The organism is Streptomyces sp. NPDC002754, assembly GCF_053592315.1.
Map to the genome: position 1 here is coordinate 67180 of NZ_JBSFVM010000015.1, position 15592 is coordinate 82771.

At 71.5% G+C, this 15592-nt stretch carries 15 protein-coding genes; 11 read left to right on the forward strand and 4 right to left on the reverse strand.

The genetic code is table 11. The features are described from left to right. Positions 1-3: 3 nt before the first annotated feature. The 3 genes from ACWD2L_RS26250 (at position 4) to ACWD2L_RS26260 (ending at position 3705) form a co-directional block, all read left to right on the forward strand. A complete protein-coding gene (locus ACWD2L_RS26250) occupies positions 4-1236 on the forward strand; it encodes an ROK family protein (RefSeq protein ID WP_451191728.1) in 1233 nt (410 codons plus the stop codon). A gap of 61 nt (positions 1237-1297) precedes the next feature. After that, positions 1298-2776, forward strand: coding sequence for a sulfatase-like hydrolase/transferase (locus ACWD2L_RS26255; protein WP_451191944.1), 1479 nt, complete (start codon positions 1298-1300; stop codon positions 2774-2776). Next, positions 2773-3705, forward strand: a complete 933-nt coding sequence (locus tag ACWD2L_RS26260; protein WP_451191731.1) for a formylglycine-generating enzyme family protein — start codon at positions 2773-2775, stop codon at positions 3703-3705. The genes ACWD2L_RS26255 and ACWD2L_RS26260 overlap by 4 nt, the downstream gene beginning before the upstream one ends. Here ACWD2L_RS26260 and ACWD2L_RS26265 read toward each other — a convergent pair. Both ACWD2L_RS26265 and ACWD2L_RS26270 read right to left on the reverse strand, forming a co-directional pair. Next, complete coding sequence (locus ACWD2L_RS26265) at positions 3693-4394, reverse strand: B3/B4 domain-containing protein (protein ID WP_451191734.1); 702 nt, start codon at positions 4392-4394, stop codon at positions 3693-3695. The two genes, ACWD2L_RS26260 and ACWD2L_RS26265, sit on opposite strands and share 13 nt — an antisense overlap. Before the next feature lie 35 nt (positions 4395-4429). Then, on the reverse strand, positions 4430-5266 hold the full coding sequence (locus ACWD2L_RS26270; protein WP_451191737.1) for an EamA family transporter: 837 nt from the start codon (positions 5264-5266) through the stop codon (positions 4430-4432). Positions 5267-5421: 155 nt separating this feature from the next. Here ACWD2L_RS26270 and ACWD2L_RS26275 point away from each other — a divergent pair, with 155 nt between their 5' ends. From ACWD2L_RS26275 to ACWD2L_RS26290, 4 genes are all read left to right on the forward strand, one after another. Further along, positions 5422-6003, forward strand: coding sequence for a helix-turn-helix domain-containing protein (locus tag ACWD2L_RS26275; protein ID WP_451191740.1), 582 nt, complete (start codon positions 5422-5424; stop codon positions 6001-6003). Between the two features lie 153 nt (positions 6004-6156). Further along, positions 6157-7545 (forward strand): C4-dicarboxylate transporter DctA, encoded by a 1389-nt coding sequence (gene dctA / locus ACWD2L_RS26280; RefSeq protein ID WP_451191743.1) that lies wholly within the window; start codon positions 6157-6159, stop codon positions 7543-7545. Positions 7546-7641: 96 nt separating this feature from the next. Then, positions 7642-8547 carry a LysR family transcriptional regulator gene (locus tag ACWD2L_RS26285; protein ID WP_451191746.1) on the forward strand — a complete coding sequence of 302 codons (906 nt, stop codon included), beginning with the start codon at positions 7642-7644 and terminating at the stop codon, positions 8545-8547. A gap of 169 nt (positions 8548-8716) precedes the next feature. After that, the gene (locus ACWD2L_RS26290) at positions 8717-9808 is read left to right on the forward strand and encodes a tartrate dehydrogenase (RefSeq protein WP_451191749.1); all 1092 of its coding nucleotides are present in this window, start codon (positions 8717-8719) and stop codon (positions 9806-9808) included. A gap of 145 nt (positions 9809-9953) precedes the next feature. Here the strand turns inward: ACWD2L_RS26290 and ACWD2L_RS26295 are convergent, their stop codons facing one another. After that, positions 9954-10940, reverse strand: a complete 987-nt coding sequence (locus tag ACWD2L_RS26295) for an endonuclease/exonuclease/phosphatase family protein (protein ID WP_451191752.1) — start codon at positions 10938-10940, stop codon at positions 9954-9956. Positions 10941-10996: 56 nt separating this feature from the next. Then, positions 10997-11620 carry a M15 family metallopeptidase gene (locus tag ACWD2L_RS26300; RefSeq protein WP_451191755.1) on the reverse strand — a complete coding sequence of 208 codons (624 nt, stop codon included), beginning with the start codon at positions 11618-11620 and terminating at the stop codon, positions 10997-10999. 87 nt (positions 11621-11707) lie between these two features. On the opposite strand from ACWD2L_RS26300, the gene ACWD2L_RS26305 reads away from it, so the two are divergent. Genes ACWD2L_RS26305 through ACWD2L_RS26320 form a run of 4 tightly spaced genes read left to right on the forward strand, consistent with a single transcriptional unit; the run spans position 11708 to position 15585 of the window. Continuing rightward, positions 11708-12388, forward strand: a complete 681-nt coding sequence (locus ACWD2L_RS26305) for a response regulator transcription factor (RefSeq protein WP_451191757.1) — start codon at positions 11708-11710, stop codon at positions 12386-12388. After that, positions 12381-13463, forward strand: coding sequence for a sensor histidine kinase (locus ACWD2L_RS26310; protein WP_451191761.1), 1083 nt, complete (start codon positions 12381-12383; stop codon positions 13461-13463). Before ACWD2L_RS26305 ends, ACWD2L_RS26310 begins: the two co-directional genes overlap by 8 nt. 59 nt (positions 13464-13522) lie before the next feature. Then, positions 13523-15031 (forward strand): MFS transporter, encoded by a 1509-nt coding sequence (locus ACWD2L_RS26315; protein ID WP_451191764.1) that lies wholly within the window; start codon positions 13523-13525, stop codon positions 15029-15031. After that, on the forward strand, positions 15028-15585 hold the full coding sequence (locus ACWD2L_RS26320) for a helix-turn-helix domain-containing protein (RefSeq protein ID WP_451191766.1): 558 nt from the start codon (positions 15028-15030) through the stop codon (positions 15583-15585). The genes ACWD2L_RS26315 and ACWD2L_RS26320 overlap by 4 nt, the downstream gene beginning before the upstream one ends. Positions 15586-15592: the final 7 nt, after the last annotated feature.

Sequence of the window (15592 nt, forward strand, 5' to 3'; positions counted from 1 at the left end):
CCCATGGCAGTGGTCAAGAACCCCACCGTGCTGCGCCAGTTGCGGTACGGGAACGTGGAGCGGGTCCTCCAGGTCCTGCGCAGGCAGGGCCCCAGCAGCAGGGCCGACGTGGCCACCGTCACCGGGCTCTCCCGCACCACACTCTCCGGCATCGTCGGGCAGCTGCTCGCCGACGGCGTCGTGACCGAGGAGCCCGCGGGCCCGCCCTCGGGGCGCGGCCGCCCGGTGCACCGGCTCACGCTCAACCCGCGTTCCGCGCAGGCGGTGGGCATCGAGGTGGGCCGCGAGCGCATCACGGTCGCGATCGCGAACGCGGCGCACGAGGTCACCGCCTTTGCCGGCACCCACCACGCGCAGCGCTCCGGCGCCCGCGAACAGGCCGCCGCCGCCCTGGAGTTGCTGCGCGAACTCGCCGCCCGCGAAGGCATCGACCTCGCCGGGCTCGGCGGCGTCGGCATCGGTACACCTGGCCCCGGAGACACCACGGGCGGACCTGATGACACCACGGGAAGCACCGCGCCCACATCTGGTGTGCCCCGGCACCGCCAGACCGTCGCCGACGCGATCGCCGAAGCCCTCGACGTGCCGGTCCTCGCCGACAACAACACGCGGCTCGCGGCGCTCGGCGAGGCGATCTGGGGCGCGGCCCGCGGCGCGGGCGACGCCCTGCACCTCACGCTCTCGTACGGCATCGGCGGCGGGCTCGTCGCCGGCGGCCTGCTGTTCCGTGGCGCGCAGGGCGCGGCGGGCGAGCTCGGACACATCAGCGTCGACGTCGAAGGACCGCGCTGCTGGTGCGGCGGCCACGGCTGCCTGGAGCAGGTCGCCGCCGTGCCCGCGCTGCTGCGGGCGGCCGCGCGGCGCAGCTGGGACCGGTTCACGCAGGCCCTCGCGGCCGGCGAGAACACCGAGCGCGCCGCCGTCGAACGCGCGGCGCTCGCCGTCGGCCGGGCCCTCGCCGCCGCCTCCAGCACCGCGAACCCGCGCCGCATCGTGCTCGGCGGCGAGGTCGCCGAGCTGGGCCCGGTCTTCCTCGGCCCCGTCGAGGACGCCTTCCGCCGGTACACCGCGACCCGCGTCCACCAAGGCGTGGAACTCGTACCGGCCGCGCTCGGCGAGCGCTCCGGCGCGCTCGGCGCACTCGCCCTCGTCTTCCACGAGTCACCGCTGCTCGCGGGGTACGCGGTGGCACCGGGCGCGGAGTCCGCCGGGGAAACCGCCACCCACGCCTCGTAGCACCTGTCCTGAACCGAACCACCCCTCGTACGATCCGAAAGGCACCGCCGTGCGCCACAACATGCTCTTCCTGATGACCGACCAGCACCGGGTCGACACCCTCGGTGCCTACGGCAACCCGCACGTGCGCACCCCGAACCTCGACCGGATCGCCGCCGAAGGCACCCGCTTCGACAGCTGTTACACGCCCACCGCCATCTGTACCCCGGCCCGCGCCAGCCTCCTGACCGGCGCGGCCCCCTTCCGGCACAAGCTGCTCGCCAACTACGAGCGCAACGTGGGTTACCTGGAGGACCTCGCCGACGGCCAGTTCACATTCGCCGAGCAGCTCAAGGGTGACGGCTACAACCTCGGCCTCATGGGCAAGTGGCACGGTGGTGTGCAGCGCACCGCCGCCGACTACGGCTTCGAGGGCCCGAACCTGGAGGGCTGGCACAACCCCGTCGACCACCCCGACTACCTCGACTACCTCAAGGAGCGGGGCCTGCCCGAGTACGCCATCAGCGACCGGATGCGCGGCACCACTCCCAACGGCAGCCCCGGAAACCTCCTCGCGGCCCGCCTTCACCAGCCCGTCGAGGCCACCTTCGAGTACTACCTCGCGACCCGCACCATCGAAATGCTCCGCCGGTTCGCCGAGGACGAGCGCGGGGGAGAGGGCAACCCGTTCTTCCTCGCCACCCACTTCTTCGGCCCTCACTTGCCGTACATCCTGCCGAACGAGTACTTCGACATGTACGACCCGGAGCTCGTCGAGCTGCCCGCCTCCATGGCCGAGACGTTCGCGAACAAGCCGCCGGTACAGAGCAACTACAGCAAGCTGTGGGCCTTCGACACCATGCCGCTGGAGGACAGCCGCAAGCTGATCGCCGCCTACTGGGGCTATGTCACCCTCATCGACGAGCAGATCGGCCGCATCATGCAGGCCGTGCGCGATCTCGGCCTCGACGAGCGCACCGCCGTCTGCTTCACCGCCGACCACGGCGAGTTCACCGGCGCCCACCGGCTGCACGACAAGGGCCCCGCCATGTACGAGGACATCTACCGCATCCCCGGACTGCTCCGTGTCCCCGGCGGAGAGCCCGGCCAGGTGCGCGACGAGTTCGTCTCCCTCACCGACTACACGGCGACGATCCTGGAGCTCGCCGGAGCCGACGCCGCTCCGGCCGTCGACAGCCGCAGCCTGCTCCCGCTGGCCCGCGGCGAACACCCTCAGTGGGACGAACACCACCTCGCGGAGTACCACGGGCACCACTTCCCGTACCCTCAGCGCATGCTGCGCACCCGCCGCTACAAGCTCGTCGTGAACCCCGAGTCCCACAACGAGCTGTACGACCTCCAGGCCGACCCGGACGAGCTCCAGAACCGCTACGAGCACCCCGAACTGGGCGAGGTGCGCATGCAGTTGATGCACCGCCTGTACCACCTGCTGCGCGACCGCGGCGACAACTTCTACCACTGGATGACACCGATGTACGACGTGCCGACCGACTACGACACGACGCTGTCCGCGTTCGAGTCGGAGGGTGTGGCGCAGTGAGCGGCTGCACCCCCGATCCGACCCCCTCCTGCTGCGCGCCGTCACGCGAGGGCGGCCCGGAGGTCACGGACGCCGGGCCGGTCCCTCGCACCCACGCGCCCCGCGCCGAACCGGCCTACGACACCCGCGTCGACCTGCCCGGCGGCACCTTCCGCATGGGCAGCGAGGACTCCGACGCGAACCCCGGGGACGCGGAAGGTCCCGTGCGCGAGGTACGTGTGAAGGCCTTCGCCATAGACGCGTACGCCGTCACCACCGCCCGTTTCGCCGCGTTCGTCGAGGCGACCGGGCACCGCACCGAGGCCGAACGCTTCGGCTGGAGCTACGTGTTCGCCAAGTTCCTGCCCGGCCACCTGCGCAAGATCTCACCCCGCCCCGATGCCACCCCGTGGTGGTGCGGAGTGGAGGGCGCGACCTGGCGCACACCGGAAGGCCCCGGCAGCGACCTCGAAGGACGCTGGGACCATCCCGTCACCCACGTGGGCTGGTCGGACGCCGCCGCCTTCGCGCAGTGGGCGGGCGGCCGGCTGCCGACCGAGGCCGAGTTCGAGTACGCCGCCCGCGGTGGCCTCGACCAGAAGCGCTACGCCTGGGGCGACGAGCTGACCCCCGACGGCGAGCACATGTGCAACATCTGGCAGGGCACCTTCCCCACCAAGAACACCGTCGAGGACGGCTACGCGGGCACCGCCCCCGTCCACGCCTTCCAGCCCAACGGCTACGGCCTCCACAACGTCGCCGGCAACGTGTGGGAGTGGAACGCCGACCTGTGGGAGCGGGGAGGGGACTCCAACAGCCGTGTCATGCGCGGCGGTTCGTACCTCTGCCACCACTCGTACTGCAACCGCTACCGCGTGGCCGCCCGCACCTCCAACACGGCGGACAGTACATCGGGCAATACAGGGTTCCGGGTGGCCTACTCGGGCTGAGCCCCGGTGACGTACTCCACGGTGACCTGCTCGGCGTGCGGCGCGAGCAGGTCGCGCAGCTCCTCGGCCGCCGTCTTCAGCAGATGCCCGTCGCGGTCCGCGCGCACGGTCTCCATGAGGAACGCGACGCGGGTCGAGTCCTCGGTGACACATGTGCGGTGTGCGTCCCGGTGGTTCCAGTGCCGGGTCAGTACGCCGCTGGTGTCGACGTAGATGATCTCGCCGGGCTTGGGGTGCTCGACGGTGTCCGGCTCGCCGAGCGGCGTGAACTCCTCGGTGCCGTCCGCGTAGCGGATCTCCACCACGTCGCCCGTCACATGATCGAGATCGAAGGCTCCGGCGGGCAGACCGTGCCGTACGGAGACGGCGTTGTAGGAGTCGACCGCCGGGTTGATGCGCGGCAGCGCGCCCTTCTTGGCCATGCGGCGGCCGAGGGCGTCGACGCTGGGCCGGATGCGGCGCGGGTTGGTGCCGAAGGAGCGGTACGCGGTGTGCCACGCCTCGATGCGGGGGTCGGACTCGTCGGCGGGCTGCCAGGAGCCGTCGGCGAGCGCGCGCTCCAGGTCGTCGAGCGCGGTGACGGTCCCCGGCCAGGGCTCGCGCCCGCGCAGACCGGTGGCCGTGACGACGGCGATCCGGGTGTCGGGGAAGGCGTCGGCGACGGCGGGGGTGAGGTGGAAGGAGGGCATCGGGGTTCTTGCCTTTCTGGGTGTGTGCGGGGTGCTCAGGTGAGGGCGAGGAGGCTGATGGCGACGGCGGCCGTGCCCAGGCCGACCAGCTGCCCCCGGTGGATCCGCTCGGCCAGCACGCCGCGCGCCAGCAGCACCGTACCGGCCGGGTAGAGGGCGGTGATGACGGCGACGACGGTGAGGTCACCACTGCGCGCGGCCAGCAGGAACAGCAGGTTGGCGATCGAGTCGAGCACGCCCGCGGCCGCCGAGATCCCGTACGCGGGCCTCTCCGCCCCGAGCCGGCGGTGCAGCACACCGGCCGCGCCCAGCGTGACGGCCGACGACACCGCCCTGCCGACGATCAGCGGCGCCACGCCACTGTCCGACGGCGCCTGGTGCAGACACACCAGTTGGAGCGCGATGGCCGCGCCCGCACCGAGGGCGAGCAGCAGCGCCGTGCGCGAGGGACGGGACGAGCCGGCGCCGCTCCCCGCGCTGACCAGGACCACGGCGATGAGCGCCAGCGGCAGACCGATGAGACCGGCGACGGCGAGGTGCTCGCCCTGCAGCAGACCCACGGTGACCGGCAGCGCGGCGGACACCAGCGCTGTCACGGGGGACAGGACGTTCATCGGCCCGATGGCGAGGGTCTTGTAGAGCAGCGCGAACGCGGCGGCCGACGCGACACCGGAGGCCATGCCCCAGCCCACCGCGGCGGAACTGAACGAGGCGCCGAGGAACGGCCACAACAGCAGCTCGACCGCGAGGCTGGCCGGTGCGGCGACCATCACGGTGCGCAGCACATGGGCCTTGCGGGCTCCGAGGCCGCCGAGGAAGTCGGCGCATCCGTAGGCGAGAGAGCTGCCCAGGGCCAGCAGCAGAGCGATCACGAGACTTTCCCTTGCCATCTTCGAGCTTCAGTGGAACGACCTTTGTGCTTCAGTGGAACGACCAAACCGTACAATGAACCGACCGTGATGTGTCAACCGAACGACCGCGCGGTACATTCCACTGGCCAGTCGGTGGTGAAGCGGAAGGTGGTCAGGTGACCGAGACAGAGGCAGCCCTGCGCACACTCGCGCACAACGTCAGGACGGCCCGCACCCGAGCGGGCCTCTCCCTGGACGAGCTCGGCCGCCGCGCCAAGGTCAGCAAAGGTGCCCTGGTCGGCCTCGAAAGAGCCCAGGGCAATCCGAATTTCGCCACCCTGGTCCGGCTCGCCGACACCCTCGGTGTCTCGGTGTCGGCCCTGCTGGACGGACCGACCGAAGGACGCGTGCGCGTCGTGTCCGCGGCCGAGGTCATGCCGCTGTGGGCGGGGGAGCGGGGCGGCGAGGCCCGGCTCATGCTGACGACCACGGGGCCTGCCCCGGTCGAGGTGTGGCGCTGGCGACTCGAACCGGGCGAGGAGTATCCGAGCCACCCCCACCAGGCCGGCGTCATCGAGACGGTGAGTGTCACCAGCGGCCGTATGACCCTTGTCGTCGACGGCACCGAACACCCGGTGGCGGCAGGCCAGACCGCCACCTTCGACGGGGACGCCGCGCACACCTACCGCGGCGCGGGCGAGGAAACCTGCCGACTGATCATGACGGTGCAGCTGCCACCCGGTCCGGCGGCGGGCTGACCTGCCGCCGGGTCATAGGCACCACCTATCCGGGGCATCGATTTTTGGTCGTGGACCTCCACGCACGCAAACCGCTTCACTGACGCGGTAGTTGGGGCGGCGCCGGACGGGCCCGGTGCCGCAGCTCCCAGCCGTGCCCGGATGGAGGTTGCAATGACGCATGCCCCGGACGCCGCCGAAGGCACCGGCACCGTGGTGAAGGCCAAACCGTGGTACCGGCAGCTCTATGTGCAGGTGCTGGCGGCGATCGTCGTCGGCATCGTGCTCGGCTGGCGGTGGCCCGACCTCGGCACGGCGATGGAGCCCGTCGGCACGACCTTCGTCACCGCGATGAAGATGCTGATCGGCCCGATCGTCTTCCTGACCATCATCGGCGGCATCGCGGGCGTGGCCGACCTCAAGAAGGTGGGACGCACCGGCGTCAAGGCGCTCGTCTACTTCCAGGTCGGCACCGTCGTGGCGCTCGGCTTCGGGCTCCTCGCCATCAACCTGTTCCCCCTCGGCGAGGGTGTGCACGCGGACGTCGGCTCCCTGCACACCTCGGGAGACGCGAGTCAGTACGTCGAGCAGGGCGAGACGCAGCACTGGTGGGAGTTCCTCACCCACCTGGTCCCGGACAGTTTCTTCGGCGCGTTCGTCGAAGGTGACATCCTCCAGGTCATCTTCCTCGCCGTGATCTTCGGGATCGCCCTCAAGATGGTCGGCCCGGTCGGCGAGCCGATCATCGCCTCCGTCAACCGCCTCACCGAGGTGGTCTTCAAGGTCCTGTCGTTCGTGATGAAGGCGGCCCCAGTGGGCGCCTTCGGCGCGATGGCCTTCGCGATCGGCAAGTTCGGCCTGTCCACGCTGGCCAGCCTCGGCTCGCTGATCGTGCTGTTCTACGTCACGTCCATCGTGTTCGTCGTCGTGGTCCTCGGCGCCGTCCTCTCCCTGTACGTGAAGCTGAACCTCTTCCAACTCCTGCGCCACTTCAAGGAAGAGCTGCTCCTCGTCCTCGGTACCTCGACGGCTGAGCCGGCGCTGCCGGGCCTGATGCGCAAGCTCCAGTTCATGGGCGTCGACCGCTCGACGGTCGGTCTGGTGGTGCCGACCGGCTACAGCTTCAACCTCGACGGCGCTGCCATCTACCTCTCCCTCGCCACGCTCTACATCGCCCAGGCCACCGACACCACGCTCTCCCTCGGCCAGCAACTCGGCCTGCTGGCCGTCATGTTGCTGACCTCCAAGGGTGCGGCAGGTGTCGCGGGCGGCGGATTCATCGCGCTGACGGCGACCCTGTCCACCGTGGGACATGTGCCCGTCGCGGGCATCATGCTGATCTTCGGCATCGACAAGTTCATGTCCGAGTGCCGGGCGCTGGTCAACTTCTGCGGAAACGCCGTCGCCACCCTCGTCGTCGCCCGCTGGGAGAACGCGCTGGACCTGGAGCGGGCACGACGGGTCCTGGCGGGGGAGGATGTCGAGCCGCTGCCCGCGGCCCCGGCCGGAGCCGCGGCGGTGCCGCCGCAGAAGGCGGTTCCGGTGCCCGCCCCGCCGGCCTGAGCCGCAGCCGCCCCTCCCGCCCCTCCCCGTGGAAACGCCATATCGACCTGTCGATAGGTTGCCCTTATGGCAGCAGGCGGAGGCGGAAGAGGCAGGATGGACGCGCGGCAACTGCAGTACTTTCTCGCCATCGTGGAGCACGGCGGCTTCAGCAGGGCCGCCGCCGCGCTCCACGTGGCGCAGCCGTCGTTGTCCCAGGCGATGGCCAACCTGGAGGCGGACCTCGGGGTCTCGCTCTTCCACCGGATGGGCCGCGGCGTCGTCCTCAGCGAGGCGGGCGCCGAACTCCTGGAGCCGAGCCGTCGCGTGCTGCGCGACCTGGCCGCCGTACGCGAACGGGCCGCCGCCCTCACCGGACTCGGCAGCGGCACCGTCGAGGTGGCCACCATGCCCTCACCCGGCATCGAGCCCATGGCCACACTGATCCACCGGTTCGCCCAGCTGCACCCCGACGTCACGATCAGCACCCGCGCCGCCTTCACCCCCGAGGAGACCGTCGAACTGGTCCGCAGCGGCGCCTGCGAACTGGGGCTGCTCGGCGCCGACAAGCCGGTGACCGCGCCCGGCATCGACATGCTGCCGGTCGAGGAGCAGCCGTTCGTCGTCGTGGGCGCGGCCGACGGACCCTTCGCCGACGGCGCCGTGCTGCACCCCCAGGACCTGGCCGGACACAAGCTGATCGCTTCCAGGACCGGCAGCCTGATGCGCAGCATCGTCGACGACATCACCGCCCGCGGCGGGGACACCGAGATCGTCGCCGTCGTCGACCACCGCACGTCCATACTTCCGCTCGTGCTCACCGGCGTGGGCGTCGCCGTACTGCCCGCCGCCTGGACCCGGCTTGCCCGCCGCTGCGGCCTCGCGGTCGCCTCGCTCGTACCGACCGCACACCTGCACGTCGCCATGATCAGCCTGCCCGCGCACTTGACGCCGGGGGCACGCGCCTTTCTGGAGTTGACCCGCTCGCTGGCGGAACGCCGCACACGTACCGCCCAGGCATAGCGACGCTGCGGCCGAACCCATCAGCCGCGCCTATGTGTCGCATCGGAACCATGTCTTGGACGCCCCGCGCACCGGCCTGTTGACTCGGGAACACACCAACCGCCGCCCGGCCAGGCGCTCTTGAGCACCCCCTTGAGCACGGGCGTTTCCCGTACCTCTGGAGGCCCTCGTGTCCGAGTCGTCCGAGCCCCGCACCTTCCGTATCGCCGCCATCCCCGCCGACGGCGTCGGCACCGAGGTCGTGGCGGCGGGGCGCGCCGTCCTCGACGCCCTCGCCGCCGGCTCCGAGGGAGCCTTCGCCTTCGACTGGCAGGAGTTCGACTGGGGCTGCGAGTACTACGCCCGTACCGGCAAGATGATGGCCGAGGACGGTCTCGACCAGCTCAAGGACTTCGACGCGATCTACTTCGGCGCGGTCGGCTGGCCCTCCGTCCCCGACGACGTCAGTCTGTGGGGCCTGCGCCTGAAGATCTGCCAGAACTTCGACCAGTGGGCCAACGTCCGCCCCGTGCACTTCCTGCCCGGCGTGCTCAGCCCGCTGCGCAAGGCCGACGACACCGAACTCGACTGGGTCGTCGTCCGCGAGAACAGCGAGGGCGAGTACGCAGGGTTGGGCGGCCGCAATCTCTCCGGGCGCGGTCCGGGCGGCGAAGTGGCCGTCCAGTCCTCGCTGTTCACGGAGGTGGGCTGCGAGCGCATTATCCGCTTCGCCTTCGACCTGGCCCGCACCCGCAGCCGCCGCAAGGTCTCCTCGGTCACCAAGTCCAATGCCCAGCAGTACGGGATGGTGCTGTGGGACGACGTGTTCAAGCGGGTGGCGGCCGAGTACCCGGACGTGGAGACGGAGAGCGTGCTGGTCGACGCGATGTCGGCGAAGTTCGTGCTCAAGCCCGAGGACCTGTCGGTCGTCGTCGCCTCCAACCTCAACGCCGACATCCTCTCCGACCTCGGCAGCGCGCTGGCCGGCAGCCTCGGCCTGGCGGCCAGCGCCAACCTCAACCCGGAGCGGCGCTTCCCGAGCATGTTCGAGCCGGTGCACGGCTCGGCCCCCGACATCGCCGGTCAGGGCCTGGCGAACCCGATCGGCGCGGTGGGCAGCGCGGCGCTGATGCTGGAGCACTTCGGCCTGCCCGACCAGGCGGCCCGCCTGAACAAGGCGATCGAGACAGTCACCGGCGCCGGAACCCTCACCCGTGACGTCGGCGGCACCGCCACCACCGAGGACGTCACCAAGGCGCTGATCGACGCGCTGGCCAACTGACCCTCGTACGGCGAGCGGCCAAGCGCCCCTCGTACGGCGACACCCTCGTCCCGGCCGGTCCTCGGGTCGCGCCGACGGGCCGGGACGGCCGCTCCGAAGCGGCCACGCACGGTCCGGGCCCCGCAGTCCGCGGGGCCCGGACCGGTCACCAGCTGACCCCCGCCGCCACCGGCCGATGATCGCTCCCGGTCGCGGGCAGCACCCAGGAACTGTCCGCCGTGACGCCCCGCAGCAGGATCTGGTCGATGCGCACCACCGGGAAGTCCGCCGGATAGCTGAAGCCGAAGCCACCCCCGGCCTCCTCCTGGGCCGAGCGCAACTGCGACGTGAGCCCGTCGAGAGCGCGGTCGTCCGTGCTGCCGTTGAGGTCGCCGAGCAACACCAGCCGCTCGCTGTCATCGGCCGCGACCGCCGCGGCGAGAGCCTGCGCGTTGCGATCCCGGCTGTCCGTCCAGAAGCCGCCCCTGGGCATCACGCGCACGGAGCCCAGATGTGCCACGTACACCGCCACCGGCCCGTCGTCCGTGGTCACTGTGGTGCGCAGCGCCCGGTTCGAGGGCAGCTTCTCGGCGGCCGACTTGGTGGCGCCCAGCGGCCCGACGTCCTGGTGGAGGTCGACCGGCTCGGTGTCCGACAACGGCAGCTTGCTCCACACCCCGACCGTGCCCTGCACCGCGTGGTGTGGGTACGTCTCGGCCAGCTCCTTCTCGTACGTGCCCCGGGCCTGCGCCGTGATCTCCTCGAGCGCGAGCACGTCGGCCCCGGAGGCCGCCACATCGTGCGCCGTGCCCGCGGGATCGCGGTTGTCGGCGCCGACGTTGTGGCTGACGACGGTGAGGTCACTGGCGTCCGCCTGCGCCTTGTCGCCGAGCACGCCGCCGAAGAGCCCCGCCCACACCATGGACGGCAGCAGCACCGCCACCACGGCGGAAGCGGAACGCCGCCACAGCGCCCCGGCGAGCAGCACCGGCACGAGGAGACCGAACCACGGCAGGAAGGTGTCCACCAGGCTGCCCAGGCCCCCGCGGTCCGTGACGCGCGTGTGCAGCAGCAGAAGCAGTCCGAGCAGCAACGCGAGGCCCGCCAGTATCCGGCCGCGCTTCCAGGGGCCCGGCCGGGAGAGGGCGCGCATCGACCGGAGCATCCGTCCCTTCGTCCGTCCGCGCATTCGTCCGCGCTTGCTGCCGGTCACTTCTGCATCCTCGGGTCCTCGGTGGGGTTGGCGTACAGGTCGGGGCAGCCGTGATCGGCGGCCTCGGAACGGAGTTCGTAGTGCCAGGGCTCGTTGCCGTAGATCTGGCAGAGTCCGTACGCGGCGCCGTGCTCGGACAGCCACGCCGTCGCCTCGGAGCGCCCCAGGTCGACCGCGTCGCCGGACACGTGCGGCGAGGTGTCGGCGGTGGCCACCCACTGGGCGGCCTCGGCCTCGGAGCCGTACTTGGAGACCGCCTCGCCGAGCAGCCGGTTCTGGTACTCGGGGGAGCGCCAGCCGCTGTTGACGTAGAACGTGACTCCCTCGCGCGAGGCATCCGTCGCCGCCCGGCGGAGGGCCTTGAGGAGACCCGGGGCGAGATTGCCGACGGCCGGGGTCGTGTCGTCGCGGACCGTCACGCCGTCGGGGACCACACCGTCGGCCTCGTCCGCCGCGCCGTGCCCCGACTCCACCGGTGAGGCATTTGTCGGCGGCGAGGCCGACGCGGGTGGACTGGGTGACTGAACGCCGAGAACCGTGGCGACCACCGCCACGACGGCGACGACGCCGATGGCGAGCAGCAGCGGACTCTTCCGGCGAGCCATTGCGATGCGATTCATGCCGCCAGTCAAGGCAGCGCGATGTTGCCACAATGTCTGCGCTTTTCGATATGCCGACGATACGCGCCGACTCGTAGCGTGAAGGGCATGCGTGTGCTGATTGTCGAGGACGAGCGGTATCTGGCGGAGGCGGTGCGCGACGGGCTGCGCCTGGAGGCGATCGCCGCGGACATCGCGGGCGACGGTGACACCGCGTGGGAGCTGCTGAGCGTGAACACCTACGACATCGTGGTCCTCGACCGCGACATCCCCGGGCCCTCCGGCGACGAGATCGCGGGGCGCATCGTCGCCTCCGGCAGCGGCATGCCGATCCTCATGCTGACCGCGGCCGACCGCATCGACGACAAGGCCTCGGGGTTCGAACTCGGCGCCGACGACTACCTCACCAAGCCGTTCGAACTCCAGGAACTTGTGCTCAGGCTCCGGGCGCTCGACCGCAGGCGCGGCCACAGCAGGCCGCCCGTCCGGGAGATCGCGGGCGTCCGCCTCGACCCGTTCCGCAGGGAGGTGTACCGGGACGGCCGGTTCGTCGCGTTGACCAGGAAGCAGTTCGCCGTGCTCGAAGTCCTCGTGGCCGCCGAGGGCGGGGTCGTCAGCGCCGAGGAACTCCTGGAACGTGCGTGGGACGCGAACGCCGACCCGTTCACCAACGCGGTGCGCATCACGGTCTCCGCGCTGCGCAAACGGCTCGGCGAACCCTGGATCATCGCCACCGTGCCGGGCGTCGGCTACCGCATCGAGGCGCGCCCGGAGCAGCGCCATGGATAGGGAACCCGGACTGAGCGTCCGCCTCAAACTCACCCTGAGCTACGCCGGGTTCCTGATGGTCGCCGGTGGCCTGCTGCTCGCCGCCGTGGGGTTCTTCCTCCTGGAAGAAGGGTGGTTGCAGACCAACGCTGAGGGGGCGTGGAGAGCGACTCCGGGCACCACCTTCGTGCGCGGGTTCGCCCCGCTGGCAGCCGGGGTCATGGTGTTCCTGCTCGTGTTCGGCCTCCTCGGCGGCTGGTTCCTCGCCGGCCGGATGCTCGCCCCGCTGAACCGCATCACCGAAGCCACCCGCACCGCCGCGACCGGATCGCTCTCCCACCGCATCCAACTCCCGGGCCGCCAGGACGAGTTCCATGAACTCGCCGACGGGTTCGACATCATGCTCGCGCAGCTCGAAGCACACGTCGCCGAACAACGGCGGTTCGCCGCCAACGCCTCCCACGAGCTGCGCACTCCACTCGCCGTCTCGAAGTCGCTCCTCGACGTGGCCCGCGCCGACCCGCACCGCGACACCGGCGAACTCGTCGACCGGCTCAGCGCCGTCAACACCCGCGCGATCGAGCTCACCGAGGCGCTGCTCCTGCTCAGCCGCGCCGAGCGACGGGCGTTCACCCACGAAGACGTGGACCTCTCCCTCGTAGCCGAAGAGGCCGCCGAAACGCTGCTCCCGCTCGCGGAGAAGAACGGCGTCACCCTCGACACCCGCGGCGACATCGCCCACGCGCCCGGATCGCAGCCGCTGCTGCTGCAACTGGCCACGAATCTCGTGCACAACGCGATCGTCCACAACCTGCCCGCGCGGGGCACCGTGTGGATCACCACCGGCGTCCGCCCCGGATCGGTGGAGCTCACCGTCGAGAACACCGGCGAGACCCTGGCCCCGGCCCTGGTCGCCACCCTCACGGAACCCTTCCAGCGCGGCACCGAACGCATCCGCGGCGACCAGGCAGGCGTGGGCCTCGGCCTCGCCATCGTCCAGTCCATCACCCGGGCCCACGACGGCACGCTCACCCTCACCCCGCGCGCCTCCGGCGGCCTCCGCGTCACCGTGCGACTCCCTGCGGCCGACATGTGAGGTAGGCCACCGAAGGTGCCGTACGGGTCAAGAAGCCCAGGTCACCGTGTCATCATGCGATGACATCGCTTGATGACATGAACGGGAAGAACGTGCAGCCCTCCATACCGACGCCCGCCCCGGCCCCCGCCCCGCTCCGCCACCCCCGCGCCCTCGTGCCCGTGCTGGTCGGCCTCGGGATGCTCGTCGCCGTCGTCAGCAGCCTCGGCGCGCCGCTGATCCCCACCATCGCCGCCGAGGACCACGTCGCCGTCTCCACCGCGCAGTGGGCGCTGACCGTCACGATGCTGGTCGGCGCCATCGCGACGCCCGTGATGGGACGGCTCGGCGACGGCCCGTACCGCAAGCGGGTCATTCTCGGAGGGCTCGCGGCCGTCTTCGTCGGCAGCCTGCTCGCGGCGCTGCCGGTCGGATTCGCCTGTCTCCTGGCCGGCCGGGCGTTGCAGGGCGTCGGCATGGGGCTCGTGCCGCTGGCCATCGCCACCGCGCGCGACGCGCTGCCGCCGGAGAGGGCGCGGGGCGCGGTGACGACGCTGTCGCTGACCACCGCGGCGGGCATCGGCCTCGGCTACCCGATCACCGGGCTCTTCGCGGAGTACCTCGGCATGTACGCCGGATTCTGGTTCGCGCTCGCCACGGCGGCCGCCGCGTTCCTCGCCACCCTCATCGTCGTGCCCAAGCCCCCGCACCGGCCCAGCACCCCGATGGACGTACCCGGAGCGCTGCTGCTCGCAGGAGGCATGGCGGCGCTGCTCGTCGCACTTGCCGAGGGGGAGCGGTGGGGGTGGCTCTCCGCACGCCTCCTGGTCCTCGCGGTCGCGGCGGTCGCGCTCCTCGCCGGGTGGATCGCGCACTCGCTGCACTCCACGCACCCCCTCGTACGTGTCCGCCTCGTCAAGGACCGCGGCGTACTCGTCGCCAACCTGACCACCATGGTCGGCGGCGTCGGCACGTACCTGCTGATCTCCCTGGTGACCCGGTACGTGCAGACGCCCGAGTCGGGCGGCTACGGCTTCGGCGCGTCGATCGTCGTCACCGGCCTGCTCCTCGTGCCGTTCTCCGCGGCAAGCCTCGTCACCGGGCGCCTGGTGCGGGCGATGGGACGGGCCGCGACGCCCGCCCGGATGCTGCCGCTCGGCTGCCTGCTCTCGCTCGGCTCGCTCGTCTGCTTCCTGCTCGCCCGCTCCAGCCTGTGGGGCATCGGCGCGATGATGGCGCTCGCCGGACTCGGTGTGGGCGTCACGTTCGCCGTCACGCCCGGCCTCATCGTCGGCGGTGTGCCCGCGGCGGAGACCGGCAGCGCGATGAGTTTCAATCAGGTCGTGAAGTACATCGGTTACTCGACCGGCAGCGCGCTCAGCGCCGTCGTCCTACAGGCCTCCACCGCGCCGGGCAGCGCGCTGCCCACCAACGACGGCTACCGCAACGCCGGCCTCGTCGGCTGTGGCGCCTTCCTCGCCACGGGTGTCATCGCCGTGGCACTCACCCGCGCAGGCGCCCGCCGCCGCGCTTCCCTCGTCGCGGCGGGAGCGGCCCCCGAGCCCCGCACGGAACCGAGCCGGACATGACCGGCGAGGCCCCCGACCGGCGCCGCAACAGCGCCCGCAGCCGCGAGGCGCTGCTGCTGGCGGCGACGGAACTCTTCTCCGAGCGGGGCTACGACCGCACCACCATCCGCGAGATCGGCGAACGGGCCGGCGTCGACGCGGCCCTCATCTCCCGCTACTTCGGCAGCAAAGCCCTGCTCTACGTGGCGGTACTGCACGCCGAACACGGCGACACCGCCCCGGACGACCTCCTCGCCGGCCCGCGCCTGCGCGAGGTCGCGGAACGCGCGGAGCGTCGCGGCCCGGTGCCGCTGCTGCGCGTCGCCGTGCAGCCCTCCAGCGACCAGGCCGCGCAGGACGCCGCCCGCGCCGCCCTCCAGGCCCGGCTCGTCGAACCGCTGCGCGCCCGCTTCACCCGCGAGGGCCGCGACCGCCCCGGACTGCGCGCCGACGTCCTGGTCGCCTCGGTCGCCGGAGTGCTCCTCGCCCGCCACTCCGGCGCTTTCGACGACCTGGCGGACGCCGACCTCGACGCGATCGTCGACGTACTCCTGGAGGCGTGGGGCGGCGACTGACCCCGCA